Source organism: Pseudoclavibacter sp. 8L (genome assembly GCF_902506465.1).
In the GTDB taxonomy this organism is placed as follows: Bacteria; Actinomycetota; Actinomycetes; order Actinomycetales; family Microbacteriaceae; genus Pseudoclavibacter.
The window spans coordinates 1,204,925-1,229,610 of record NZ_LR733185.1 but is presented as its reverse complement, the minus strand read 5'-3'; the positions used below and the strand labels follow the sequence as shown (position 1 = coordinate 1,229,610).

Below are 24,686 nucleotides of genomic sequence, written 5' to 3'. Positions count from 1 at the left end.
CAGCTTCATACAACGAATCAGAATGCAATACTCCGAGCACACCCAAGTGGGGCTGGGAGACTCAGAAAATTCTGCACACCCGCGACCGTCTGGGGGAACGATGGATCAGCTTCACTACGCAGGTGGTGTCTACTTCACGAGCACGAAGATCGCGCGAGAGCTCGTGGGATACGCGGCGGCACTCGCCGAGGTGCACCAGGCTGGGATCGTCGAGATCCCCGTGCGGCACGCGGACGGCACGTCGAACATGCTCTCCGTGCTGGTCGGCCCGTCGAGCCAGATCGCCACCGAAACGGTCGACACCGAGCTCCCTGAGTTCGACGACAGCCAGGCGCTCGCCACCTTCACGAAGCTGCGCGCCGAGCTCGAGAACAAGAGCTACGCGCCAGAGGAGCTCGTCGAGGAGGGCTCCTCGAATGACCCTCGCGTGCCCCATCCGGATTGGCTCGACGAACTCTGATTGGGCGCGCTGGCCACAGGTCGGCGCTCTGAGAGTGATAATGGACGGCGCACACCATGTGCCAGTGACAAGAAAGCAGGATCCAGCGTGGGGAAGTTCATCTACAACTCCGAGGTCACCGTCGACTTCGAGGACCGCCTGCTGGCACACCTCCAGCTCGCGATCGGCACGAAGCTGCGCCGCGGAGAGTCGTTCTTCTTCAGCTGGAAGGACAACAACGCCGGCGGGGACGGGCGAAGCACCGTATGGATGCACCCGGCCGTGCCCATCCGCTTCAAGTTCCTCGGCAGCAGGCAGGTGCACATCAACCGCTCGTGGGTCGAGGCGCTCGTGCAGGGTGCCAACTCGCAGGCGGGCCTCGCCGTCATCGCCGAACCCGCAGAGAGGACCTCATGAACATGAGCACGTCAACCAGGATCGAGCTGCTGTACCAGGGTGAGACGTTCTCGAAGCTCGTCGCCGACGTCGATGCCTTCCGCGAGGACATCCTCGCCCGAGTGGCCGCCGGCGAGTGGTTCTGGGTGCGCGGCGACCGCGGCGAGGGGCGCCTCGAGCCCGCGAATCTGCTGGTCGGCCCCGGGGTCGGCATCGTGGTCGTGGAGCCGTACCCGGGCGACTGACCCGTCAGCGGTGCGAAGCAGCTGACGCATGCACGGAGGCCGAGGACTGTCAAGAGTCGTACGCTCCTCCACTTGTCCTGGTTATGTGGATAAGTGGCATCCCTCAGTACTTCAGAACTCCTCGGCGAGACCAGCCGAACCATCAGGGTTGCGAGCGTCCCCTCGGGACACGTCTACGTCAGGCACCTCGCTCCCGTCTCCTCCGCGCCTTCCTCGCACCAGGTCGTACGCCTGGCTGACCCGCACCCGGATGGGTCCGGACGGCCCGCCACGGATCGCTGGTGGCCGCCGGTCATGCTCGACTCGAGCTGGATCGACGAGCATGCCGCCGAGTTCGACGTCTTCCACGTGCACTTCGGCTTCGACGCCCTCTCTCCCGAGTCCCTACGGGCGATCGTGGATGCACTGGGCAGGCACGGCAAGCCGCTCGTCTACACCGTGCACGACCTCACGAACCCGCACCACGACACCCCTGACGCGCACACCGCCCACCTGGACATCCTGATCCCGGCAGCTGATGGGCTCATCACGCTCACGGCAGGCGCCGCCGATGAGATCGAGCGCCGCTGGGGGCGCCGCCCGATCGTTGTACCGCACCCGCACATCGTGGAGCCGGACGAGGCGAACGCCGCCATCGACGGGCGCACCGCATCCGGCGGTCGATTCCGTGTCGGCGTGCACGCGAAGAGCCTGCGCGCGAGCCTGGATCCGCTGCCCGTCATCGAGGCGCTCGTCGACCTCAGCGCGCGGGAGGAGACCCTCGACGTGCTCGTCAACGGGCACCGCGAGCTCCTCGACCCCGCCGGCGCGAAGTTCGAGCCAGAGCTCTCAGCCCGGCTCCGCGAGCTCGCCGATGCTGGCCGCATCGAGCTGCGCATCCACGACTACCTGAGCGACACGGAGCTGTGGCACTACCTGGCATCGCTCGACGCCTCGGTGCTCCCCTACCGCTTCGGCACGCATTCCGGCTGGATGGAGGCGTGCCGAGACCTCGGCACGGCCGTCGTCGCGCCCGATGTGGGCTACTTCGCCGACCAGGGACCCGTCTTCGAGTACCGCCGCGACCCCTCCGGCACCCTCGATGTCGACTCCCTGCAGGCGGCGGTGCTCGCAGCAGCGCGCGCGCAGACTCCACGCCCCGACCCAGAGGCGCGTGCCGCCGAGCGCGGCCGGATCGCGGCCGCGCACCTCGACGTGTACACGTCCGTCCTGAGCCTGGAGCGTGTTGCGAGTTGAGAATCTGTGTCATCGGCCCCTCCCGCTTCCCCATCAGCGAACCCTTCGCCGGCGGGCTCGAGTCGCACACCCACGCCCTCATCCTGGCGCTCAAGCGTCGCGGCCACGAGGTGACGCTCTTCGCAGCCCCCGGCTCAGACCCAGCCCTGGGCGTCGAGCACCTCTCCGTCGAGAGCTTCACCATGAGCGAGACGGCCCGCCAGGACGTCGGCGCGATGCCCGTCGAATGGATGCACGAGCACCACGCCTACCTGGCCCTCATGCTCGACCTCGCGCAGACCGCGAAGGCGCGCTTCGACGCGGTGCTCAACGTCAGCATCCACCACCTTCCCGTCGCCATGTCCGGCCTGCTCGGGGTGCCCTTCTTCACGACGCTGCACACGCCGCCCGTCGGGTGGATCGAGTCGGCCGTCCGCATCAGCGGGTCAACTGGGACCTTCATAGCCGTCAGCTCGCACATGCGGGATGCTTGGGCCGGAAGCATCGAGAGCACCGTGATCCTCAACGGCGTCGACACCGACCGTCTCCTGCCGGGGCCGGGCGGCGGTGCCGCGTTCTGGTCCGGTCGCATCGTGCCGGAGAAGGGACTGGATCTGGCGATCGCGGCCGCCGAGCTCGCGCAGGTCGACCTCGATATCGCCGGGCCGATCTTCGATCCCGAGTACTTCGAGCGCAGCATCCGCCCCCGACTCGGTGGGCGCATCCGGTACCTCGGGCACCTCGAGCAGGCCACCCTCTTCGAGCATCTCGGGCGGGCGAGCGTGACACTCGTGACGCCGAGGTGGGACGAGCCGTACGGTCTCGTCGCGGCCGAGTCGCTCGCCGCCGGCACGCCGGTCGCCGCGTTCGATCGGGGCGCGCTTCCGCAGATCATCGACAAGCGCAGCGGCAGGCTCGCGGCCCGCGACGACGTGCCGGCTCTCGCCGCCGCACTGCTCGAGGCCGCGAGGCTGCCCCGCGAGGGTGCGCGGGAGCGCGCGGTCGCCTTCTGCTCCCTCGAGCGGATGGTCGACGAGTACGAGGCGCTGCTCGGCGGCGCACAGAGTGAGAGGCAGGAAGCGGCATGAGCGACACAGGCCCGTCCGAGACGGGAAGCATCGGCTACTACGTGCACCACCGAGGCGGCGGGCACGCGCGACGTGCGCTCGCCATCGCACGCGAGTGCACGACCCCGGTGACGGGGCTCTCGACGCTGCCGAAACCCGAGGCCTGGCTTGGCCCCTGGATCCGGCTCGAGCGCGACGACCTCGCTGTCTCGCCGCTCGAACCCACGGCGAACGGTGCACTGCACTGGGCGCCCGTCGACGACGAGGGGATGCGACGGCGCATGGCCCGCATCTCCGCCTGGATCGCCGACGCCGCGCCCACGCTCTTCGTCTCCGACGTGTCAGTGGAAGTCGCGGCACTCGCCCGCCTGCACGGCGTCCCCGTGGTCTCGGTCGCGCTGCCCGGCGTGCGCACCGACGCGCCGCACACCCTCGGGTTCGGGCTTTCGGATGCCGTCCTCGCCGCCTGGCCGGCGAGCGCGGAGGGCATGCTGCCCGGCGCATCCGCTCGTGTGCTGGCTCGCCTGCACGCCGTCGGCGCGATCTCCGCAGCCGAGCGCTCGACGGGCCGCGGGCCCGGCCCCATCACGCGAGTCCTGGTGCTCGCGGGGAGCGGCGGCGGCGGCATGAGCTCCGCGCAGATCCGCGAGGCCAAGCGGCAGACGCCCGGCGTCGAATGGGACGAGATCGGCACGACTCCCGGGAACCGGGTCGCCGACCCCGGCCCGCGCATCCGCGAAGCCTCGCTTGTCCTCACGCACGCGGGGCAGGGCGCGATCGCCGATGTCGCCGCCGCCCAGGTTCCCGCCGTCGTCGTCCCGCAGGATCGACCGCACGACGAGCAGGCGGCCGCAGCCAGGGTCCTCGCCGCCACCCCCGGCCTGCCCGTCATCGTCACGAACAGCTTCGAGCGCGACGACTGGGCCGCACTGCTCGACGAGGCGGCACGTCTCGACGGACGCAACTGGGCGAGCTGGAACGACGGGGCCGGCGCGCTGCGCGCCGCGGCCCTGCTCGACCGGATGGCGAGCAGATGAGAACCGCGGTGGTCACGATCGCGCACGGCAGGCACTCGCACCTCAGGGCGCTGCGGGCCGGCCTGCTCCGCCAGTCCCACCCCGCGGACGACACGATCGTGGTGGCCATGGACGACCCCGAGCTGGGACGGCTGGCCGCCGCCGATCGCCTCGCCGGCATCGTCGTGGATGTCGCTGCGGACACGAGCGCCCTCCCGCTCGCCGCTGCCCGCAACGAGGGCGCTCGAGTTGCCCTCGCGCGCGGCGCCGAGCTGCTGATCTTCCTCGACGTCGACTGCATCCCGGGCCGTGGGCTCGTCGCCTCCTATCACGCTGCTGCGGCGGATGCCCGCTGGTCGGGGACGCTGCTGAGCGGGCCGGTCACCTACCTCGAGCAGCCGGGACCTGCCGGTTACGACGGCGAGCGCATCGAGCTGCTGGATGCCCCGCACCCGGCCCGGCCTGCCCCGTCTCCCGGAGCCGTGGTCGATGGCGAGGACAGGAACCTGTTCTGGTCGCTGTCATTCGCGACGACCGCGGCCACCTGGCAGCGGATCGGCGGGTTCTTCGAGGGGTACGACGGGTACGGCGGCGAGGACACCGACTTCGCGCGACTCGCGGGAGACGCCGGGGTGGGGCTCGCCTGGGTGGGCGGCGCCCGCGCCTATCACCAGTGGCATCCGACCTCCTCACCTCCCGTGCAGCACGTCGCCGACATCGCGCGCAACGCGAACGTGTTCCGCGAGCGCTGGGGCGAGTGGCCCATGGTCGGCTGGCTGCAGGCGTTCCGCGAGCGCGGCCTCATCGTGGGCGGCGTCGGCGACGAGGCCTGCGCGGTGGCCGCGGGCTCTTAGGCTGGAAGCCTCGACCTCTCCCCCGAAACCTCTGGAGCACGCGTGAGCTACTTCGCCTTCCTCGCCATCGGCCTTCTGCTGGGGGTGCTGGCCAAGCGCTTCCTGCCCACCCGCAGGCGCGACGACTGGATCGCGCCGCTCTTCGTGGGCGCGCTCGGCGCGCTCTTCGGGGGCTGGCTCAGCAGCGTCCTGTTCTGGAGCAGCACAAGCGACCCGTTCTCGCTGCCGAACTGGACCTCGGCGATCGTAGGCGCCGTCGCCTCCCTCGCCGTCTACCTCGTGATCGTTCGGATCACGGCGCCCCGCAACGATTGACCTCGGACTGCGCATCCGCCGAGAGCTGAGTTGTGGTCGTCATTCGTCGCCCGAGACGACCACAACTCAGCTCTCGGTGGATGGGCGGCGGGGCCGCACGACGAAGCGCACGATGAGGCCTGCAAGCAGTGCCCAGAAGGCCGCGCTGACTCCGCCGATCGCGATGCCGGATGCGGCGGTCGCGAAGGTCACGACGGCAGGCACGAGTTCCCCCGTCTCGGCGAGCGCCGCCTTGAGCGAGCCGGCGAGCGTGCCGATGAGCGCAAGCCCCGCCACTGCGGCGATGACGCCGGCCGGGGCGAGCAGGACCAGCGTTCCGAATGCGGCCGATGCCACGCCGAGGACGATGACGACGACTCCATTGGTGACGCTCGCCACCCAGCGCCGTGAACGGTCCTCTCCCGCCTCCGGCCCCGCGGCGAGGGCCGCGCTGATGGCGGCGAGGTTGATGGCGTGGCCTCCGGCGGGGGCGCCGACGACGGTGCCGATGCCGGTCACGATGAGCGACCGCCGCCACGGCACGGCGAAGCCGAGGCCCTTCATGACGGCCACCCCCGGCACGTTCTGGGACGCCATGGTGACGAGGTAGAGGGGCAGCGCGATGCCGATCATGCCAGCGACCGAGAACTCCGGGGCGGTGAACTCCAGGCGCGGGGCGAGGTCGGCGGCCTGGACCGAGGCGCCGGAGGCGACGATGTGCACGCCGATGACGATCGCCGCGACGAGGAACGCGATCGGCGCGGCCCACCGAGGCAGGAAGCGCAGCGCGAGCAGCCAGGCGACGACGACGGGCGCGACGGCGAGCGGGTTCTCCGCCATTCCGGTGATCGGGCCGAGGCAGAGCTGGAAGAGCACGCCCGCGAGCATCGCCTGGGCGACGGAGACGGGAATGCGGGCGACGAGGGCGCCGAGCTGCGGGATGAGCCCCGTGACGACGATGAGGAGTCCCGTGATGAGGAACGCGCCGACCGCGACCGGCCAGCCGCCCTCGATGGTTCCCGTCGCCGCAAGCAGGGCCGCGCCCGGGGTCGACCAGGCGACGGTGATGGGCAGTCGAGTCCAGCCCGCCAGCAGGACGCACCCGAGGCCCATGGTGACGCTCACGGCGAGGAGGCCGCTCGATGCCTGATCTGCGCTCGCCCCCGCGGCGGTCAGGCCCGTCAGCACGACGATGAACGAGCTCGTGAACGCCACGAGCGCCGAGACCACGCCCGCCGAGATGGGGCGCAGGATGCCCTCGCGCGGCTCGAGAGTGCTGCTCATCGTTGGGTCCTCGTCTCGTCCGCTCGCGCATCCCGCGATCTGCAGTTCAGCGTAGGGGCAGGGCACCGGGCAGACGAAACCACGAGGCGGGATCGTCAGAAGAGCGTCGGTTGCACCATCTCGACGGGAACCAGCCCGGTGAGCGTCACGCTCGCGGACTCGAGCTCCGACGTGCTCGAGTCGACGAGCAGCTTCTTCGCGACGGGCATCCATACGTCGAAGGACGCGCTCGAGTCGATGCCCTGGTACTTCTCCCTGACCGGGCCGAGCCCGACGGGGCGCAGCTCGAGCTTGATGCCCGTCGCGCTGAGACCCGCCCGAGTCGCGCGGTGGCAGACGCGTTCGACGCAGCCCTCGACGACCTCCTCCGGCGTGCGGTCGGCCCGTGCGTATCCCGAGGTCGACGATTCCGAGGTGAGGCTCGTGCGGTGCCGGATGGGCGAGATCATCGCGTCGTCGGTGCCGGCGCGGATGCGCCACAGCCGCCTGGCCATCCCCGTGCCGCAGACCCGCAGCAGCTCGTCGCGCGGGATGACGTCGACATCGCCGATGCGAGCGACGCCGAGCTTGATGAGCCGCGCCTCGGTGCGTGCCCCGATTCCCCACACCTCACCGATGGGCAGCTCGGTGCGCAGCTCCAACTCGCGCGCCTGGTCGATGACGTGCACGCCGTCGGGCTTCGCTGCTCTCGATGCGAGCTTCGCCATGAGCTTCGTGCGGCCGATGCCGACGCTGACGGGGATGCGCAGCTCGGTCGCGGCGCGGCGACGCAGCTCGTGGGCGACGCTCTGCGCCTCCTCGATCGAGCGTGCCCCGACGTCGAGGAACGCTTCCTCGATCGAGCCGGGCTCGATGCCCCGCGCGACCGAGTCGAAGAGCGCGTAGAGCGCATCCCCGACCGCTTCGATCTCCTGGCGGTAGGCCTCGACGAGCAGGATGCGTGGGCAAAGCTCACGCGCCTCGGTGACGAGCATGCCGGCGTGGATGCCGAACTCCCGCGCTGGGTAGTTGGCGCTGGCGATGAACAGGTGCGCCACGGCGGCGACGGGCTTGGCTGCGAGCTCCGGCCGGTCACGCAGGGCGACCGATGCGAAGAAGGAGTCGGCGTCGGCATGGAGCAGGTACGAGTTCATGACCCCGCCATCGTACCTATGTTCTAGGCAGGGTTCGAGTGATGCGCGAGTCGCGTGTCTCACGCCCACCCTGTCGGTCGCGCGCGCTGTGCCCTAGTGTGATTGCAATTGCAATCTTTCTGGAGGCTTCATGCGCGAGCGCTACGCGACGATCGACTACCACACGGCCGGCGAGCCGTTCCGCATCGTGCCGGAGCTCGGGATCCCGATCGCGGGCGCAGACGTGGCGAGCAAGCGCGTCTCCGCCATGGCCTCCCCCACCGTCGACCGAGTCCGTCAGCTGCTCTGCTTCGAGCCGCGCGGGCACGCCGACATGTACGGCGGCTTCATCGTGGAGCCGAACGACGACGGCGCCCACCTCGGGGTGCTCTTCTGGCACAAGGACGGGTTCTCGACGGCGTGCGGGCACGGCACGATCGCGCTCGGCGTGTGGGCCGTCGAGAGCGGCCTCGTCGCCGCCGAGCGCAGCGGCACGACGGACGTCATCATCGATGTCCCATCCGGGCGCGTGACCGCGAGGGTCCACACCGACCCAGATGGCACCGTCACGGGGGCCGACTTCATCAACGTTCCGGGCTACGTGCTCGCGCAGCAGGTCCCCGTCTCGACGTCGAGGGGCGCGGTGCTCGCCGACCTCACCTTCGCCGGGGCCATCTACGCGCAGGTTGACGCGAGCACCGTCGGGCTGTCGATCGACCCGGAGGAGGTGAGCGAGGTCATCGCGTTCGGGCGGGAGGTGAAGTGGCTCCTGAACGAATCGCCGCACGCCCAGCATCCGAGCGATGCACGGCTGAGCGGCGTCTACGGGACGATCCTGTTCTCCGACCACAGCGCCGACGGCGTCGTCCGCCAGCGCAACGCCACGGTGTTCGCCGACGGTGAGCTCGACCGCTCCCCCTGCGGTTCCGGCACGTGCGCCCGGGTCGCGACACTGACCGAGCAGGGCGCGCTGCCCGTCGGGTCCGAGCTCGTGCACGACTCCATCGTCGGCTCCCGCTTCCTCGCCCGCGTCGTCGCTGAGGGCGTCGAGGCCGGGCGCCGCGCTACGACGACGCAGGTCTCGGGCATGGCGCACAAGACCGGCGAGCACGTCTTCGAGGTCGACCCTCGTGACGAGATGACGCCTGGGTTCGTGCTGCGATGAGCGCGCGCATCCCCCACCTCGGCGCCGATGACGTCTCGGCGCTCCTCTCCCCGACGGCGGCGGTGGATGCACTCCGCCGCGCCCTCGCCGACGGGTTCCGTCCCGAGACCGACCACGCGCGCATCTTCGAGTCGCTCGAGCACGGCGAGTTCCTGCTCATGCCGGCCGAGACCGCGGACAGCGCCGGCATCAAGCTGCTGACGATCGCACCGGACAACCCGGCGCGGGGACTCGCCCGCATCCAGGGCCTCTACGTGCTGTTCGACGCGGAGACGCTCACGCCTCGCGCCCTCATCGACGGGCCGACCCTCACCGACATTCGCACCTCGGCTGTCTCCGTGGCGGCGGTCAAAGATGCGCTCGAGCGAGACCGCGGCCCACTGGAGGTTGTCGCCTATGGTGCCGGCCCCCAGGCGAGAGCGCACGTGCGCACGGTCAGGGCCGTGCTCGAGGGCACCCGGCAGGTCGGCCGCGTCACTTCGGTGGTCCGCTCCCCCGAGCGTGTCTCCACGAGCGAGGACTTCGACGCCGTGCTCGCGGCGGGTAGCCAGGAGGCCGAGGGTGCAACCCGCGCGGCCGGGCTCATCCTGTGCACGACGACGGCCTCGACCCCGCTCTTCCCCGACGAACTCGTGCGCGACGACGCCGTGGTCGTGGCGGTCGGCTCGCATTCGCCGGATGCACGCGAGCTGCCGGGTGCGCTGCTCGGCCGGGCAGACGTGATCGTCGAGGACGTCGCGGCGGCGCTGCGCGAGTGCGGCGACGTCATCATGGCCATCGGCGAGGGCGCCCTCGACGCGCGGGACCTGATCCCGATGGCCGATCTCGTGCAGGGCACCCGCCGGCCGCTCGGCCGGCGACCCGTGGTGTTCAAGAGCGCCGGAATGTCGTGGGAGGACCTCGTGCTGGCCCGGGCGATCGCCGACGCCGACGAGCGTCGCCGATGAGCACTCCCGCCGGCGCGCAGCCCAGCCCGGGCCGGCGCGACTCCGTGCGGCAGCGCGTGGCCGCGGAACTGCGAGCCGCGCTCATCGGCGGCGAGCTCGCCCCCGGCCAGGTCTACTCGGCGCCTGCGCTCGCCGCCCGCTTCGCCTCCTCGGCGACCCCGGTCCGGGAGGCGATGCTCGAGCTGTCGCGTGATGGGATGGTCGAGGTGCTGCCGAACACGGGGTTCCGCGTGACGGAGGTCACGCGCGCCGAGCTCGACAACCTCGCCGAGGTGCGCCGGCTGCTCGAGGTGCCCGTCATGGGCGACATCGCCGAGCAGCACAGCGACGACGACGTGGCGCGCATCCGCTCGCTCCGCCCGCTCGTCAAGGCGATGCAGCGGGCTGAGGCGGCGAACGACATGGTCGCCTACCTGACGGCCGACACCGAGTTCCACACCTCGTTCCTGTCTCTCCACGGCAACCCGGAGCTCGTCCAGATCGTGCGGCGTGCCCGCGAGCGCAGCCGACTCCACAATCTGCTGCCGCTCGCCGAAGCCGGCCAGCTCACCGCGTCCACGCTCGAGCACGGCCAGATGATCGAGGCAGCTCTCGACCGCGATCGAGCGCGGATGCAGGAGCTGGTGGCGCAGCACATCGGCCACGTGCGTGGAGAGTGGGCCGGACGCTGACTCGCCCGTGGTGGTGGAGGCAGCCTGACCCACCAGACAGGTCACTCTTCGCTGTATAGTCACTCCATGCTGACTCTTGCTTCGAGGCTCGACGTGATGAACAGGCTCGGTCGGGCGATGGCGGATCCCACGCGATCGAGGATCCTGCTCGCGCTCCTCTCCGGCCCCGGGTACCCCGCGCGCCTTTCCGAGTCGCTGGGGCTCACTCGCACGAACGTCTCGAACCACCTCGCCTGCCTGCGGGGGTGCGGCATCGTCGTCGCGAGCCCCGAGGGCCGGCAGACGCGGTACGAGATCGCCGACTCGCACATCACCCGCGCGCTCGGCATGCTGATCGAGACCGTCCTGGCCGTCGATGAGGGCGTCCCGTGTGCGTCCGACTGCGACAGCTGCGAGGCGTGCGCCTCGGAAGTGGCTGGTCCAGCGTGAGCGAAGAATGCTGCGGCCCGGCCGAACCCCCGCGAGGAGGCGCCCCGCGTCGGCCGCTGCTGCTCCGCTCGGGGCCGTCACCCGCCTCCGGCAACCTTCCTCCGTCGCCGGTCGTCGCGGCGGGATGCGGAGACGACGACGGAGATGCCTGCTGCGGACCTCGGCTGGCTTCAGCGGCTTCGGCGACCTCATTGGCTTCACCGGCCTCAGCGACCGAGCCCGCAAGCGGACCGCCCGTCGCTGCGCCCTGGTGGCGGGATCGGGCGCTCCTGCCGTCCGCGGTATCGGGCGTCGCCCTGATCGTCGGCTACGGGTTCGAATGGGGCGGGGCGCCCGCCGCCGCGGTCGTCTTCCATGGCGTCGCCCTGCTGGCCGGGGCCTCGGCCTTCGTCCCCGACACGCTCCGTCGCCTCGCGCGGGGCCGCCTTGGGGTCGGGCTGCTGATGACGATCGCCGCGATCGGGGCCGTGCTCCTCGGGCACGTGGGCGAGGCCGCAGCGCTCGCGTTCCTCTTCTCCCTCGCGGAGACGCTCGAGGGCCGCGCGATGTCGCGGGCCAAGGATGGGCTGCGCGCGCTCCTCGCGCTGCTCCCGGAGACGGCGATCGTGGTTCGCGCCGGCGGCACCGCGACCGTTCCGGCCAGCGAGGTGCGTCGCGGAGATGTACTGCAGCTCGCCGCCGGAGACCGCGCCGCCACGGATGGCATCGTGCTGGAGGGCCGCTCGAACGTCGACACGTCGGCGGTCACGGGCGAGTCCATCCCCGTGCAGCTCGAGCCTGGAGACGCGATCGCGGCCGGGACCATCGCCATCTCCGGCGCTCTGCGCATCGAGGCTACGGCCGATGGCCGCGACAACTCGCTGACCCAGATCGTCGAGCTGGTCCGGCAAGCTCACGCCAAGAAGGGGAACCGCGCGCGGTTGGCTGACCGCATCGCCCGCCCGCTTGTGCCGACGGTGCTCGTGCTGGCGCTGCTCATCGTGGCATTCGGCTTCCTCGTCGGAGATCCGGCGCTCTGGACCGAGCGCGCGCTGGTCGTGCTCGTCGCGGCCTCTCCCTGCGCCCTCGCGATCGCCGTCCCGGTGACCGTGATCAGCGCGATCGGCTCCGCCTCGAAGCTCGGTGTGGTCATCACGTCCGGTGCTGCGTTCGAGCAGTTCGGAACGATCCGAACGATCGCGTTCGACAAGACGGGCACGCTGACCATGAACGACCCGCGCGTCGTCGAGGTCGTTCCGGGGGCCGCCTGGACCGGGCAAGGGGTCGTCGACCTCGCGGCCGCCCTCGAGGCCGTCAGCGGGCATCCGCTCGCCAGCGCGATCACTGCGGCGGGTGAGACCCCCTTGATCGCCGCCGACGTCGAGGAGCTCGCGGGGCTCGGCATAGCCGGCCAGGTGGATGGCGCGGCCGTGCGAGTCGGCAACACGAGGTGGCTCCCGCCGCTCGGCTTGGAGGCCGCGGCCGAGACGCTGGCGGGCAATGGCATGACGGTCGTCGTGGTGGAGGTCGATGGCAGCATCGCGGGCTTGATCGGCGTCCGCGACGAGCTGCGCCCGGATGCTGCGGACGCCATCGATCAGCTCTCCCGGCTCGGCATCCGCTCCCTCATGCTGACCGGGGACAACACGCAGACCGCGCAGGCGCTCGCATCGCAGGCGGGTATCGCCGAGGTGCACGCCCAGCAGCTTCCGGCGGACAAGGCCCGCGTCATCGAACGGCTGGCGTCCCAGACGCCGACCGCGATGGTCGGCGACGGCATCAACGACGCCCCGGCGCTTGCCACGGCAACCGTCGGGATCGCCATGGGAACCCATGGTGCCGCCGCGGCGATCGAGTCCGCGGACATCGCCTTCACGGGAAGCGACCTCAGGCTGCTTCCGAGCGCGTTCGCACACGCCAGACGCGGACGCCGCATCATGACGGTCAACATCGCGCTTGCACTCGCCATCATCGTGGTCCTGTTCCCGCTCGCGCTGTTCGGCGTGCTTGGCCTCGCTGGGGTCGTGCTCGTCCACGAAGCCGCGGAGCTGCTCGTCATCCTGAACGGCGTCCGAGCGGCCCGCCGTCGCTGATCCGCGGCGCCCCCGGGCCGACGACGCCTAGTCGCGGCGCTTCTTGCCCGACACCTCGAAGTTCGTCTCGCGCGTGGTCTGGAACTCGACGTTCTTCGGTCGGTACGAGCGCACCCGTCCGACGATCGTGAAGGCGACGACCCCGGCCAGCACGATGTAGAGCGCCACGGCGATGGGGCTCGAGAAGAAGACCGAGTAGTCGCCGCCTGAGCTGAGCAGCGCGTCCCGGACGTTCGTCTCCATGAGGGGCCCGAGCACCATGCCGATCATGAGCGGTGCGAGCGGGATGCCGAAGCGGCGCATGGCGAAGCCGAGCAGGGCGAGCAGCAGCAGCATCCACAGGTCGAAGATCGAGGCGGACGTCGCGAAGATGCCCATCGCGCAGAACACCGCGATGCCCGGATAGAGGTACTGCTTCGGGATGTCTGCGAGCTTCGCCCAGAGCGGGGCGAGCGGCAGGTTGAGCAGCAGCAGCACGACCATGGCGATGAAGAAGCTCGCGAGCAGGCCCCAGACGAGGTCGGGCGCACGCTCGAAGAGCAGCGGCCCAGGCTGGATGCCGTATTGCTGGAAGGCGGCGAGCATGATCGCGGCAGTCGAGGACACCGGGAGCCCGAGGGCGAGCAGCGATGCCATGGCGGTGCCCGTCGTCGCGTTGCCCGCCGCTTCCGGCGCGGCGAGACCGCGGATGGCACCCTTGCCGAACTCCGGATCCTTGCGGCGCCCGTCGATCTTCTTCTCCAGGCTGTACGCCATGAACGTCGGCACCTCAGAGCCGCCGACGGGGATGACACCGAAGGGCAGGCCGATGCCCGTGCCTCGGATCCACGCGGGGAGTGCGTTGAAGAACTCGACGCGAGACAGGCGAGGCGTGCGGCTCGACATCATCGAGACGCTCGCTGGCTCGCGGCGGGCCCGGGACGCCACACGGAAGACCTCGCCGAGCGCGAGCACGGCGACGGTCACCGTGACCAGCGAGATGCCGTCGAACAGCTCGGGCACGCCAGCTGTGAAGCGCTCCGTGCCCGTCACCGAGTCGATGCCGATGACCGAGATGCCGAGGCCAAGCGTGAGGCTCGCGAGTCCGGCCACCACCGAGTCGGCGACGATCGACGAGGTCGCGATAAAGGCGAAGAGCGCAAGCGCCACGTACTCGGCGGGCCCGAAGTTCGACGAGAGCTCCGCGAGCGCTGGCGCGAGGAAGACGACCGCGATGGAGGACACGAAGCCGCCGATGAAGGCGCCGATGGCTGCCGTCGCGAGTGCCTGCGGCGCGCGTCCGGCCTTCGCCATCGCATGCCCCTCGAAGGTCGAGGCGATCGCCGACGACGAGCCCGGCGTGTTCATGAGGATGGCCATCGTCGAGTCGCCGAAGAGGCCGCCGAAGTAGACGCCGGCGAACAGGATGAACGCCCCGGTCGGGTCGAGTGCGAACGTCATCGGCAGCAGCAGCGCGACTGCCATCGATGAGCCGAGACCGGGAAGCACGCCGACAGCGGTGCCGAGAAGGCAGCCGATGAACACCCACATGAGGTTGATCGGGGTCAGTGCCCCTTCGAAGCCGCCGAGAAGGCTGTTGATGATGTCCATGTCAGATCCCTCCGCCGAAGATCGCTCCGGCTGGCAGGTTCACCGAGAGGAGCCCGGCGAACAGCAGGTACAGCACTGATGAGAAGGTGAGCGAGACGAGGATGTCCCGCACGGGGCTGGGTGACGCGAACGCACGCGCCATGGTCCAGAACAGCAGGCCGGCCGCGAGGATCCAGCCGAGCGGCTGGAGCAGCAGGATGAAGGCGACGAACCCGCCGACCGCCCACGCGACGCGAGACCAGTCGCTGTACCAGCGCGGACCGCCCTGGCCGAGCACGCTGATCTCCGCGGTGCGGAGGTCGCTGTGCACGTCCTCCGGCAGCTGCGGCTTGCGGATGATGCCGATGGCCAACAGCACCGCGAACAGATAGAGGAGCGCGATGATCGCGCCGGGGAAGAACCCGGGGCCGGGCGGATCAGTGTCCGGGGCGACGTCCATCGTGACCTGGCCGTAGAGCAGGTAGCTCGCGAAGGCCACCAGGATGGCGGGGAAGACGAGCCCGGATCGTCCGGTCCACCAGCTCTGCTGGGCTTCCCCGGTGTCGAAGTCGTCGAGATGCGTCTCGGTGTGTGCGGTCACAGTCCCAGCTCCTCAAGTAGTGCCTCGGTGCGGGCCATGTCCTCGACGAGGAACGCGTCGAGCTCCGGTCCCGTCAGCCAGGAGTCCTCCCAGCTCAGACGAGTCAGCACTTCCTGCCACTCGTCGCTCTCCCGCAGCTCGCTGAAGATCTCGAGCTGCTGCTGGAAGGCCTCGTCGCTCACCCCGGGGGCTGCGAGGAGTCCGCGCCAGTTGGCGACTTCGACGTCGTAGCCCTGCGACATGATCGTCGGGATGTCGACGCCTTCCAGCTCCTCAGCCCCGCTCACCGCGAGGGCGCGGACTCTGCCAGCTTCGATCTGGTCGGAGACGTCGTTGTACCCGGTCGCGACCGCATCCACCGTGCCGTTCAGCAGCGCCTGGATCGCCTCGCCGCCGCCCGACTTCGGGATGTAGGTCAGCTCGGCTGGCGGGATGCCCGCGGCCTGCGCGAGCTCGGCGATGAGCAGGTGGTCGATGGTGCCTGCGGAGCCGCCCGACCACGGGATGGACTTCGGGTCGGCTGCCCACGCATCCACGAGCTCCTGGAGGGTCGTGTGCGGGGAGTCGGCTGGCACGATGATGACGTCGTAGTCCTCCGCGAACTTCGCAACGGGTCGCACGTCGTCGAAGCCGACCGGTGAGTCGTTGAGCGCGATTCCGCCGGTCATGCCCGACCCGGTCACGAGGAGGGTGTCGCTGCGGCCCGTCATGGTCGTGAAGGTGCCGAGTCCGATGGTTCCGGCGGCGCCCGGGATGTTGACGACCTGCACGTTGCCGACGAGGCCCGTCGCGCGCAGCGCCTGCTGCTGCTCGCGGGCGAACCCGTCCCAGCCGCCGCCGGGGCCAGCGGGAGCGATGAGCGTGAGGTTCGCGCTCACGTCCTCGGCCGCCGATGATCGACTGATGGACAGCGCCGTTGCCGAGGCGACGATCGCCACTGCGCAGACTCCGACGACGACGTTCACGACGCGTCGGAGCGTTGATCTGGGTGTCTTTGACATGAAACTCCGTTGTTTCCTGTGGGGGGAGGTGGCGTGGGCGGTTCAGCCCGTTGGGGTGGCGAGGACGACGACGCCGTCCTCGTCGGCGGCGAGGAACTCGCCCGGACGGAAGACGACCGAGCCGAACTCGACAGCGACATCGCGCTCACCGAGGCCGTCCTTCGTCGACCGCCGCGGGTTGGTGCCGATCGCCTTGACGCCGATGGGCAGCGCGGCGAGCTCCTCGGTGTCTCGGACGACGCCGTTGACGACGAGCCCCGCCCAGCCGTTGGCCGCGGCCCTCGCGACCATGTTCCCGCCGGCCATGGCCGCGTGCAGCGAGCCGCCGGCGTCGACGACCAGGACGCGGCCGTCGCCAGGCTCCTCGACGATGGCCTTGAGCTGGAGGTTGTCGACGGGAGAGCGGAAGGTCGCGATGCGCCCGGAGAATCGGAGGAACCCGCCGAGGTCGCGGAGCTGCACGTCGCACGACTGGATGCTGTCCTCGTACTGGTCGACGAGATCGGTTGTGCTCACGTGGGTGCTGCCTGCCATCTTCATTCGCCCTTCTCGGAGGTTGCCGGCTTCTGCTGGTGTCGCGCAGCGGCGCGGTCGAGCGCGTACGGCAGCACGCCGCCCGAACGGAGGTAGCGCTGCTCGAGCGAGGTGTCGACGCGTGCGCGCACGACGAACGAGGTGGTGCTGCCGGTCTCGGGATGCACCGCGACCACCTCGAGGCGGTCGGGCACGTCGGCGTCGGCCGCGAGGCCACGAATGCTGAAGCTCTCGGTGCCGTCGAGCCCGAGCGTGTCGGCGTTCGCCCCTTCCTCGAACTGCAACGGGAGCACGCCCATGCCGACCAGGTTGGAGCGGTGGATGCGCTCGAAGGACTGCGCGATCACGGCCCGGACTCCCAGCAGGCGGGTGACCTTCGCGGCCCAGTCCCGGGACGACCCTGTTCCGTACTCACGCCCTGCGAGCACGATGAGCGGTACCCCCGCGTCGGCCGCGGCGTCCGCGACGGCGTGGATCTCGCGGATGGGCGCCGTCGCGGAAGGCCCCCCTGCGAGGAAGTCGCGCGTGCTCCCGCCGTTGCCTGCCGGTACCAGGCGGTTGACGAGGCGGGTGTTCGTGAAGCCGCCGAGCTTCATGACCCGCCAGTTGCCGCGCCGCGAGGCGTAGCTGCTCAGGTCGCGGGCGCTGACTCCGAGCTCGGTCAGATGTCTGCCCGCCGCGCTGGCGGCAGGGATGCGCCCGGCGGGGCAGATGTGGTCGGTCGTCACCGAGTCCTCGAGGAACATGAGCACTCTCGCACCCTCGATGTCGGCGCTGCCCGCGGCAGCGTCGAGCTCGAGGAAGGGGGGCCGCTGCAGGTAGGTCGAGGCCGACTCCCAGTCGAAGCCGTCGCCGCGCGGCGCATCCAGCCCCTGCCAGTTCTCGTCGCCGTCGAAGATGGTCGAGTAGGCGTCGGTGTACATCTCGGGGTCGATGGAACTCGAGACGGCCTGCTGGATCTCCTGGTCGCTCGGCCAGATGTCGACGAGGTGGACCGGGGCCCCCGCCGTATCGTGCCCGAGTGGGTCGCGGGTCAGGTCGACGTGCATCGTGCCGGCGAGCGCGTAGGCGACGACGAGCGGTGGGGAGGTCAGGAAGTTCATGCCGACGTCGTTGTTGATGCGGCCGTCGAAGTTGCGGTTGCCCGACAGCACGGAGGCGACGACGATGCCGTCACACTCGATGCCGGCGAGCACCTCGGGGAGGAGGTCGCCCGAGTTGCCGATGCAGGTCATGCACCCGAACCCGACGAGCCCGAAGCCGAGCTCCTCGAGCGGCGACATGAGCCCGGCCTTCGCGAGATAGTCGGTGACGACTCGAGACCCGGGGGCGAGGCTCGTCTTCACCCACGACTTGGACCGCAGGCCGCGCGCCCTGGCGTTTCGCGCGAGCAGCCCGGCCGCCATCATGACCGCGGGGTTCGACGTGTTGGTACAGGAGGTGATGGACGCGATCGCGACGGCGCCATCGGGAACGGCACGCTCCCCCTCGCCGGAGACGAGCGGCGCGACCTGGTGCGCCTCCGCGAGGGCTCGCGCGGTCGCGGCGGGCGCATCCGCCAGTTCGATGCGGTCCTGTGGCCGCCGCGGGCCGGCCAGGCTCGGCGTGATGCCGTCGAGGTCGACGACGACCCGTCGGTCGTACTCGGCCGGGTTGCCTGGGTCGCTCCAGAGACCCTGGGCTCGCGCGTAGGTCTCCACGAGGCTCGCCTGCTGCTCGCTTCGCCCTGTCATGAGCAAGAACTCGATCGTCGCCTCGTCGATCGGGAAGATCGCCGATGTCGAGCCGAACTCGGGGCTCATGTTGGCGATCGTGCATCGTGTCGCGAGCGAGATCTCGGCGACTCCTGGCCCGTGGAACTCGACGATGTTGCCGACGACACCGAGGGCCCGCATCCGCTCGGTGAGTGTCAGCACCAGGTCCGTCGCCGTCACGCCTGGTCGCAGGCGTCCGATGAGCTCGACGCCCACGACGGGCGGAATGAGCATCGTGACAGGTTCGCCGAGCATGGCGGCCTCCGCCTCGATGCCGCCGACGCCCCATGCCAGGACGGAGAGGCCGTTGACCATCGTGGTGTGCGAGTCGGTGCCAGCGACGGTGTCGGGGAACGCGCAGCCGTCGCGCACCGTCACGACGTCGGCGAGATACTCGACGTTGACCTGGTGCATGATCCCGGCACCGGGCGGCACGACCTCAAGCCCGGAGAACGCTTCACGCCCCCACTTGATGAAGCGGTACCGCTCGGCGTTGCGCTCGTACTCGCGGCGGACGTTGAGGGCGGGGGCGTCCGGCCGTGCGAAGAAGTCCGTGACCACCGAGTGGTCGACGGTGAGCTGAGCAGGAACTTCAGTATCAAGGAGCGCTGGATCGATGCCGCGTGCAGCGAAGGCATCGCGCATGGCCGCGAGATCGGTGAGCACGGGCACGCCGTTCGTGTCGTGTAGGAAGACGCGAGCGGGATGGAACGCGATGTCGTGTGTGCCAGCACCCCCGGAGACGAGCGCGTCAATGTCTTTCCGGGTGACGACCTCACCGTCGTGATGTCTCAGCAGGTTCTCGAGGATGATGCGGTGCGCGAACGGCAGCCGTTCCGCCCCGGGGACGGCTCCGATGGGCCAGATCTCGAGGTCGCCGTAGGCGGTGGCGAGAACCCTCGTCGTCGCTTCGGTGTCCGTCAGCATGCTTCCTCCGTCTCCTACTACCTTGTAGGTTATAGGCTCGATGCTACATGATACCGGGACGCTTGCTACGATCAGAACATGCCAGCCCCTGCCTCCCCCGCGCGGCCGCTCTTCAGAAGCAAGAGCGAGCTCGCCTACGAGGAACTCCGCCGCCGTATCCTGACCGGCGTCTACGCACCAGGTGACGTCATCGGCCAGACGAAGCTCGCCGCAGAGCTCGGCTTGAGCACCACTCCACTGCGGGAAGCACTCAAGCGCCTCTCGACCGAGGGGCTCGTCGACCTCGGCGCGCACCGGGACGCTCGAGTCATTCCGCTCTCCCAGGCGGAGGCCCAGAACCTCTACGAGGTCCGCGCCGCCGCCGACCCCCTCGCCTGCGCCCTGGCGGCCGAACGTCGCGACGACTCCGACCTCACCCGCATCGACGCAGCGCTCGGCGAACTCGAGCCGCTCACCGGCGTTGCCTCCGCAGAAGCGCTCGACGCCCATCGTCGCTTCCACCGCTCGATCTACCGGGCAGCAGCGAACCCCACGCTCCTCGGCATCCTCGATGGACTCTGGGACAAGACCGACCTCTACCGCCAACGGGCCCTTCGAGCTTGGACTCCCACGCCTGAGGACCGCGCCAGGGTGCACCGCCAGCACAGCGCACTCCGTGACGCGATCGTGGCGGGCGACGCTGTGCGAGCTCGCGAGCTCTCCCACGCCCACATCACGCACAGCCTCGCGCGCCGCGCGATCGGTGCCCTCGAGACGAGCACAGCGCCACGCAGCGGAACCGCGGAGTGACCCACCTGGCGGGGCTCGGCTGAATGGCCGGCGCGAACGGTTCGAAGTGGCCGTGGATCATCATCCACGCCGTGCTCGTCCAGGTCCTGACGTACGCCGTCCGGCCCGGGCTCTCGTTCGCGGTCCTCGAAGCGGGCGGGCAGGAAGCGGTCATCGGCCTGCTCGCGACCTCGTTCGCGCTCCCGGCGCTCCTCCTCGCCCTCCCCGCAGGCAGGCTCACCGACGGACGCGGCGAGCGAACCATCGCACTGCTGGGCAGTGTCCTCCTGATCGCCGCGATCGGCATCGCCCTTGTCTCCGTGCAGAGTGTCAGCGGGCTCATGATCGCGGCGCTCGTGCTCGGCGTCGGCCACCTGCTGAGCATCATCAGCGAGCAGACCGCAGTCGCGAATCGCTCGAAGAGCGGCTCAAGAGAGTCGGCGTTCGGCCTCTACACGCTCTCCGCGTCCATCGGCCAGGCCCTCGGCCCGCTGCTCCTCGCCGTCCCGAGCCCCTCTGGTCCTGGCCCGAACCTCCCCCTCGTCTTCGGGTCGGCGATGGTGGCGGCCGTCCTGCTCAGCATCGCCAGCGTCTTCCTGGGGAGCAGCTCACGCGGAGAGACGACGTCCAAGCGGCCGGGATCGCTCGCCTCGAGCCGACGCATCCTGCAGGCGCCGGGTGCCTTCCGCGCCGTCGTCGCGGGTGGCATAGCCATCGCATCCGTCGATGTGACGCTTGCCTTCTGGCCTGCACTGAGCACGCAGCCCGGCGTCTCAGCCGCCCTCGTGAGTCTCATGCTGACGAGCCGCGCGCTCGCGACGCTTGCATCGCGAGCGGCCCTCCCCGCACTCAGTCGACGGCTGTCGCGACGGTTGCTCCTCCTCATCTCGCTGGGGGTAGCCGCCGTTACGCTCGCGCTCACCGGGCTCCCTATCGGTCCCATTTGGCTCGTGATCTCGGCCGTGCTGTACGGCTTCGCCATCGGCGTCACCCAGCCCATCACGATGGCCTGGCTCACGGACGTCGCGCCGGTCGATCAGCGCGGCCTCGCACTCTCCCTCCGGCTGGTCGGCAACAGGCTCGCACAGTCCGTCATCCCCGCCGGGGCCGGGCTCCTCACCCCGATCACAGGAGGCGGCGGTGTGCTCGTCGCTATCGGCGGCTCCCTCGCTGCCGCAGCCGCCGTCGCCTACTCGCAACGGAAGCGAGAATAGGCGCCTCTCGACGCTGGCGGGCTCGCGCTTCGGGAAATCCGGATGTCGCGGGCAGCCCGATCACGAGGGCCCTCGACCTAGGCCGACGGCGTCGGAGTTCTTCCCCGCCGCACGATTCGGGTCACCGCCTTCGAGAGAAGGCAGTGGCCCGAGACCGCACCGCGCAGGCGCCTAGTGGGCCGCCGTGTCGTCGCCTTCGTCGCCCGTCTTGGGCAGCAGCCATCCGCGTTCCGGGGCGATGCCCACGCGAACGCAGTCCATGGGGCGCAGGATGTCCTCAACGGATGGGTCCGAGACCTGCGCCACGATCGTGCCCGTGTCGGTCTCGATCTCGTACTCGACGCTGTCGCCGTGGAAGATCGTCGTGAGGACCCGCCCGACGTCCCCGTGGACCTCCGCGGCCTCCACTCGACCGGAGAGTCGCACGGACTCCGGCCTGATCATGAGAAGCACCTCCGTGTCGATCGTGACGCCGTCCTGGCAGTCCGTCTCGAACTCCCGGCCGAGCGCCACGACCCGGGCCCGCCCATTCGCCGGCTCGGCGAGGAGGGTGGCGTCGAGGAACGTCGCGCGGCCGATGAAGTCGGCGACGAACACCGACTCCGGGCGCCGGTACACGGTGTCCGGGACATCGACCTGTTCGATCCGGCCGCGGTTCATGACGACGATGCGGTCGGAGAGCGTCATCGCCTCGTCCTGGTCGTGGGTGACGAAGATGCTCGTGATGCCGAGTCGACGCTGCAGTCGGCGGATCTCGTTGCGCATCAGGACACGCAGCTTCGCGTCGAGGTTCGAGAGGGGCTCGTCGAAGAGGAGCACCTTCGGCCGCATGACCAGCGCACGGGCCAGGGCGACGCGCTGCTGCTGACCGCCGGACAGCTGGTGGGGCGCCCGGTCGGCGAAGTTCATGAGGTTCATGATCGTCAGGACCGTGTCGACCTCCTCGCGCATTCGCGCCGCCGGCATCTTCTTGAGCTTCAGCCCGTACGAGACGTTCTCGCGCACGGACAGGTGCGGGAAGAGCGCGTACGACTGGAACACCATGGACATCGGCCGCTGGTTCGGGGCGACCCGAATCATGTCGGCCCCGTCGAGTTCGAGCTCCCCCGAGGTCGGCTCCTCGAACCCGGCGATCATCCGCAGGGTCGAGGTCTTGCCGCAGCCGGAGGGGCCGAGGAGGGTGATGAACTCGCCAGGTTCGATCTCGAGATCGACGGAGTCGACGGCCAGCGGGTCGTCGGCCTTGGCTCCGTATCGCTTCGTCAGCTTGCGGAGGGTGATGCGGCCGAGTGCGGCCTCAGGGTCGATGCCGACAGCCTCGGCGAGGCCATCGACGGAGTCAACGACGGTGTGTGCGACCACGGAAGATCACCTTTCGGACGAGGAAGTTGATGATGAGGATGAGCGTCAGCACGATGAGGATGAGCACCGTGCAGTACGCGAATGCGTTCCCGAAGCGCCCCGAGTCGACCTCGGCGAGGATCTGTGAGGTCATGATCTTGATGCCTGGGGTGGTGAGGAACACGATGGGCGACAGCGTCGTCATGGACCTGGCGAACGCGAAGGTCAGGCCGGTGAGGAGGGCCGACTGGATGAGCGGCAGCGTCACCTTGCGGAACGTCGTCCCCGACCCGGCGCCGAGCGACGTGGAAGCTTCCTCGATGGCGGGATGGATCTGGTTGAGCGCCGCGATGCCCGAGCGCTGGCCGGATGGCAGCGAGCGGGTGATGTAGACCATCACGATCGCGATGCCGCCGGAGAACGCCGCGCTTCCGCCGGCGAGGGCCGGCAGGATCTGCACGCCGAAGATCGTGGTCGGCGTGATGTAGCTGAGCGCGTAGCCGATGCCGAGGACGGTGCCGGGTACGGCCAGCCCCAGCATGCCGACGAAGTCGAGCAGCCCGGAGGTGCGACGCAGCTTCCGGACGACGAGCCAGGCGATGAGCATCCCCAGCACGCCGGCGATCGGGGCCGCGATGAGGGCCAGGGTGGCCGTGTCGATCATGGCCTTCGAGCCGATGCCGGTGAGGACGAATGTGAAGTGGTCGAGCGTGAACTCGTTGTTGACCCCTGGCACCTTCATGAAGCCACCGGTCAGGACGGTCACGTAGATCGTGACGATGAGCGCGCTGATCGAGCCGACGAGCAGGAGGATGGGCACCCGGATGCTCGGTGCGGTGATCTGCTCGGATCGTCCCGTCGGCTTGCCCGTCACGGTCACGACGCTGCGCTTCGAGACCCAGTAGCGCTGCACGAGGAACACGAGGAGGGCAGGCACGAGGATCGTGAGCGAGTAGGCCGCGCCCGCGCTCGTGTTGTAGTCGCCGGTAACGGCGAGGTAGGCGCGGCTCGCGAGGACCGTGTAGTCGCCGCCGAGGACCAGCGGGTTCGCGAGGTCGGCGATGGACTCGACGAACAGCAGGAGGAAGGATCCGGCGAAGCCGGGGACGAGCATGGGGATGGTGACCGAGAAGAACACCTTGAGCTTGCTCGCCCCGAGGCCAGCTGCGGCCTCGTCGAGGCTCGGGTCGAGCGACTCGAGCATGCCCTTGAAGTTCATGTAGGCGACGGGGAAGAAGGACAGCGCGAGGACGAGCACCAGGCCGGAGAGCCCGTAGATGTCGCCCTTGATGCCGAAGATGCCGTTGCTGATGGCGCCGTTGCGGCCGAAGAGCGTGATGACGGCGGTGGCGACCGCGAACGGGGGCGCCACGATCGGGACCATCGCGAGCAGGTGCAGCGCTCGTTTGCCGCGGAACGCGATGCGGACCTGGGCGAACGCGAACAGGAACCCGATGATGGTCCCGACGACTCCGACGATGAGCCCGAGGACCAGCGTGTTGAGCACGATCCGATGGTTGACGGGGTCGGTCACGATGCTCGCGAGCACCGCGAGCCCATCCGGGGCGAACGCTGCGGAGAGGAGGCTCATCACCGGGTAGCCGATGAGGAGCAGGAGGATGACGGCGACGGCCGTGCCGAGGATCACCACGCTGCGGTCGGCGCGGGCTCGTGACCGCGGCGCCGGGCGCGAGCCGCGTCCTCGTGCGGGGGCGGGGGCCGCTGGCGGCGTGGCGCCGCCAGCGACTGCTTCGAGTGTTGAGGTCATTGT

The 24,686-nt window shown here is 69.9% G+C and carries 24 protein-coding genes; 15 read left to right on the top strand and 9 right to left on the bottom strand.

Annotated features, from left to right (window positions below; translation table 11 throughout):
• Positions 1-100 precede the first annotated feature (100 nt).
• From GV007_RS05775 to GV007_RS05740, 8 genes are all read left to right on the top strand, one after another.
• Positions 101-460, top strand: coding sequence for a hypothetical protein (locus GV007_RS05775; RefSeq protein WP_160071353.1), 360 nt, complete (start codon positions 101-103; stop codon positions 458-460).
• An 87-nt stretch (positions 461-547) separates the two neighbouring features.
• Positions 548-856, top strand: coding sequence for a DUF7882 family protein (locus tag GV007_RS05770; protein WP_104242344.1), 309 nt, complete (start codon positions 548-550; stop codon positions 854-856).
• A 2-nt stretch (positions 857-858) separates the two neighbouring features.
• Entirely contained in the window at positions 859-1,080 is a 222-nt protein-coding gene (locus tag GV007_RS05765) for a hypothetical protein (protein ID WP_104242346.1), read from the top strand.
• Positions 1,081-1,173: 93 nt separating this feature from the next.
• Positions 1,174-2,316, top strand: coding sequence for a glycosyltransferase (locus GV007_RS05760; protein WP_194676653.1), 1,143 nt, complete (start codon positions 1,174-1,176; stop codon positions 2,314-2,316).
• Positions 2,313-3,383 (top strand): glycosyltransferase, encoded by a 1,071-nt coding sequence (locus GV007_RS05755; RefSeq protein ID WP_160071352.1) that lies wholly within the window; start codon positions 2,313-2,315, stop codon positions 3,381-3,383. The genes GV007_RS05760 and GV007_RS05755 overlap by 4 nt, the downstream gene beginning before the upstream one ends.
• Positions 3,380-4,399, top strand: a complete 1,020-nt coding sequence (locus GV007_RS05750; protein ID WP_160071351.1) for a glycosyltransferase — start codon at positions 3,380-3,382, stop codon at positions 4,397-4,399. The genes GV007_RS05755 and GV007_RS05750 overlap by 4 nt, the downstream gene beginning before the upstream one ends.
• Complete coding sequence (locus GV007_RS05745) at positions 4,396-5,232, top strand: glycosyltransferase family 2 protein (RefSeq protein ID WP_160071350.1); 837 nt, start codon at positions 4,396-4,398, stop codon at positions 5,230-5,232. The genes GV007_RS05750 and GV007_RS05745 overlap by 4 nt, the downstream gene beginning before the upstream one ends.
• Before the next feature lie 42 nt (positions 5,233-5,274).
• Entirely contained in the window at positions 5,275-5,547 is a 273-nt protein-coding gene (locus tag GV007_RS05740; protein ID WP_160071349.1) for a GlsB/YeaQ/YmgE family stress response membrane protein, read from the top strand.
• A 66-nt stretch (positions 5,548-5,613) separates the two neighbouring features.
• Here the strand turns inward: GV007_RS05740 and GV007_RS05735 are convergent, their stop codons facing one another.
• Together GV007_RS05735 and GV007_RS05730 are read right to left on the bottom strand one after the other, a co-directional pair.
• A complete protein-coding gene (locus tag GV007_RS05735) occupies positions 5,614-6,810 on the bottom strand; it encodes a benzoate/H(+) symporter BenE family transporter (RefSeq protein ID WP_160071348.1) in 1,197 nt (398 codons plus the stop codon).
• Positions 6,811-6,905: 95 nt separating this feature from the next.
• Complete coding sequence (locus tag GV007_RS05730; RefSeq protein ID WP_160071347.1) at positions 6,906-7,943, bottom strand: Y-family DNA polymerase; 1,038 nt, start codon at positions 7,941-7,943, stop codon at positions 6,906-6,908.
• Between the two features lie 130 nt (positions 7,944-8,073).
• Between GV007_RS05730 and GV007_RS05725 the strand changes: the two genes are divergently transcribed.
• The 5 genes from GV007_RS05725 to GV007_RS05705 all read left to right on the top strand — a co-directional run bounded on the left by GV007_RS05725 (position 8,074) and on the right by GV007_RS05705 (position 13,206).
• The gene (locus tag GV007_RS05725; protein WP_160071346.1) at positions 8,074-9,087 is read left to right on the top strand and encodes a proline racemase family protein; all 1,014 of its coding nucleotides are present in this window, start codon (positions 8,074-8,076) and stop codon (positions 9,085-9,087) included.
• Entirely contained in the window at positions 9,084-10,034 is a 951-nt protein-coding gene (locus GV007_RS05720) for an ornithine cyclodeaminase family protein (RefSeq protein WP_160071345.1), read from the top strand. The genes GV007_RS05725 and GV007_RS05720 overlap by 4 nt, the downstream gene beginning before the upstream one ends.
• Complete coding sequence (locus GV007_RS05715; RefSeq protein ID WP_160071344.1) at positions 10,031-10,705, top strand: GntR family transcriptional regulator; 675 nt, start codon at positions 10,031-10,033, stop codon at positions 10,703-10,705. The genes GV007_RS05720 and GV007_RS05715 overlap by 4 nt, the downstream gene beginning before the upstream one ends.
• A 66-nt stretch (positions 10,706-10,771) precedes the next feature.
• Positions 10,772-11,134, top strand: a complete 363-nt coding sequence (gene cmtR, locus GV007_RS05710) for a Cd(II)/Pb(II)-sensing metalloregulatory transcriptional regulator CmtR (protein ID WP_160071343.1) — start codon at positions 10,772-10,774, stop codon at positions 11,132-11,134.
• 191 nt (positions 11,135-11,325) lie between these two features.
• Positions 11,326-13,206: a heavy metal translocating P-type ATPase gene (locus tag GV007_RS05705; RefSeq protein WP_160071342.1), complete on the top strand. Its 1,881-nt coding sequence runs from the start codon at positions 11,326-11,328 to the stop codon at positions 13,204-13,206.
• A 27-nt stretch (positions 13,207-13,233) separates the two neighbouring features.
• Here GV007_RS05705 and GV007_RS05700 read toward each other — a convergent pair whose 3' ends face one another.
• From GV007_RS05700 to acnA, 5 genes are read right to left on the bottom strand one after another with little or no spacing between them, the layout of a single operon-like run.
• Positions 13,234-14,796, bottom strand: a complete 1,563-nt coding sequence (locus GV007_RS05700) for a tripartite tricarboxylate transporter permease (RefSeq protein ID WP_160071341.1) — start codon at positions 14,794-14,796, stop codon at positions 13,234-13,236.
• Between the two features lies 1 nt (position 14,797).
• The gene (locus GV007_RS05695; protein ID WP_160071340.1) at positions 14,798-15,376 is read right to left on the bottom strand and encodes a tripartite tricarboxylate transporter TctB family protein; all 579 of its coding nucleotides are present in this window, start codon (positions 15,374-15,376) and stop codon (positions 14,798-14,800) included.
• The gene (locus GV007_RS05690) at positions 15,373-16,377 is read right to left on the bottom strand and encodes a Bug family tripartite tricarboxylate transporter substrate binding protein (RefSeq protein WP_160071339.1); all 1,005 of its coding nucleotides are present in this window, start codon (positions 16,375-16,377) and stop codon (positions 15,373-15,375) included. Before GV007_RS05690 ends, GV007_RS05695 begins: the two co-directional genes overlap by 4 nt.
• Positions 16,378-16,419: 42 nt before the next feature.
• The gene (rraA, locus tag GV007_RS05685; protein WP_236558348.1) at positions 16,420-16,893 is read right to left on the bottom strand and encodes a ribonuclease E activity regulator RraA; all 474 of its coding nucleotides are present in this window, start codon (positions 16,891-16,893) and stop codon (positions 16,420-16,422) included.
• 20 nt (positions 16,894-16,913) lie between these two features.
• The gene (gene acnA, locus GV007_RS05680) at positions 16,914-19,592 is read right to left on the bottom strand and encodes an aconitate hydratase AcnA (RefSeq protein WP_160071337.1); all 2,679 of its coding nucleotides are present in this window, start codon (positions 19,590-19,592) and stop codon (positions 16,914-16,916) included.
• Positions 19,593-19,670: 78 nt separating this feature from the next.
• On the opposite strand from acnA, the gene GV007_RS05675 reads away from it, so the two are divergent.
• Together GV007_RS05675 and GV007_RS05670 are read left to right on the top strand one after the other, a co-directional pair.
• Complete coding sequence (locus GV007_RS05675) at positions 19,671-20,381, top strand: GntR family transcriptional regulator (protein ID WP_160071336.1); 711 nt, start codon at positions 19,671-19,673, stop codon at positions 20,379-20,381.
• A gap of 23 nt (positions 20,382-20,404) precedes the next feature.
• Positions 20,405-21,574: an MFS transporter gene (locus GV007_RS05670; protein WP_160071335.1), complete on the top strand. Its 1,170-nt coding sequence runs from the start codon at positions 20,405-20,407 to the stop codon at positions 21,572-21,574.
• A 171-nt stretch (positions 21,575-21,745) separates the two neighbouring features.
• Here GV007_RS05670 and GV007_RS05665 read toward each other — a convergent pair whose 3' ends face one another.
• Positions 21,746-22,936 (bottom strand): ABC transporter ATP-binding protein, encoded by a 1,191-nt coding sequence (locus GV007_RS05665; protein WP_236558347.1) that lies wholly within the window; start codon positions 22,934-22,936, stop codon positions 21,746-21,748.
• Positions 22,914-24,683, bottom strand: coding sequence for an ABC transporter permease (locus GV007_RS05660; RefSeq protein WP_160071334.1), 1,770 nt, complete (start codon positions 24,681-24,683; stop codon positions 22,914-22,916). Before GV007_RS05660 ends, GV007_RS05665 begins: the two co-directional genes overlap by 23 nt.
• Positions 24,684-24,686 lie beyond the last annotated feature (3 nt).

Coding starts and splice junctions, on each gene's coding strand:
- GV007_RS05670 (WP_160071335.1), top strand. CDS start 20,405: ATGGCCGGCGCGAACGGTTCGAAGTGGCCGTGGATCATCATCCACGCC.
- GV007_RS05730 (WP_160071347.1), bottom strand. CDS start 7,943: ATGAACTCGTACCTGCTCCATGCCGACGCCGACTCCTTCTTCGCATCG.
- GV007_RS05725 (WP_160071346.1), top strand. CDS start 8,074: ATGCGCGAGCGCTACGCGACGATCGACTACCACACGGCCGGCGAGCCG.
- GV007_RS05775 (WP_160071353.1), top strand. CDS start 101: ATGGATCAGCTTCACTACGCAGGTGGTGTCTACTTCACGAGCACGAAG.
- cmtR (WP_160071343.1), top strand. CDS start 10,772: ATGCTGACTCTTGCTTCGAGGCTCGACGTGATGAACAGGCTCGGTCGG.
- GV007_RS05720 (WP_160071345.1), top strand. CDS start 9,084: ATGAGCGCGCGCATCCCCCACCTCGGCGCCGATGACGTCTCGGCGCTC.
- GV007_RS05750 (WP_160071351.1), top strand. CDS start 3,380: ATGAGCGACACAGGCCCGTCCGAGACGGGAAGCATCGGCTACTACGTG.
- GV007_RS05660 (WP_160071334.1), bottom strand. CDS start 24,683: ATGACCTCAACACTCGAAGCAGTCGCTGGCGGCGCCACGCCGCCAGCG.
- acnA (WP_160071337.1), bottom strand. CDS start 19,592: ATGCTGACGGACACCGAAGCGACGACGAGGGTTCTCGCCACCGCCTAC.
- GV007_RS05735 (WP_160071348.1), bottom strand. CDS start 6,810: ATGAGCAGCACTCTCGAGCCGCGCGAGGGCATCCTGCGCCCCATCTCG.
- GV007_RS05675 (WP_160071336.1), top strand. CDS start 19,671: ATGCCAGCCCCTGCCTCCCCCGCGCGGCCGCTCTTCAGAAGCAAGAGC.
- GV007_RS05715 (WP_160071344.1), top strand. CDS start 10,031: ATGAGCACTCCCGCCGGCGCGCAGCCCAGCCCGGGCCGGCGCGACTCC.
- GV007_RS05700 (WP_160071341.1), bottom strand. CDS start 14,796: ATGGACATCATCAACAGCCTTCTCGGCGGCTTCGAAGGGGCACTGACC.
- GV007_RS05690 (WP_160071339.1), bottom strand. CDS start 16,377: ATGTCAAAGACACCCAGATCAACGCTCCGACGCGTCGTGAACGTCGTC.
- GV007_RS05765 (WP_104242346.1), top strand. CDS start 859: ATGAGCACGTCAACCAGGATCGAGCTGCTGTACCAGGGTGAGACGTTC.
- GV007_RS05745 (WP_160071350.1), top strand. CDS start 4,396: ATGAGAACCGCGGTGGTCACGATCGCGCACGGCAGGCACTCGCACCTC.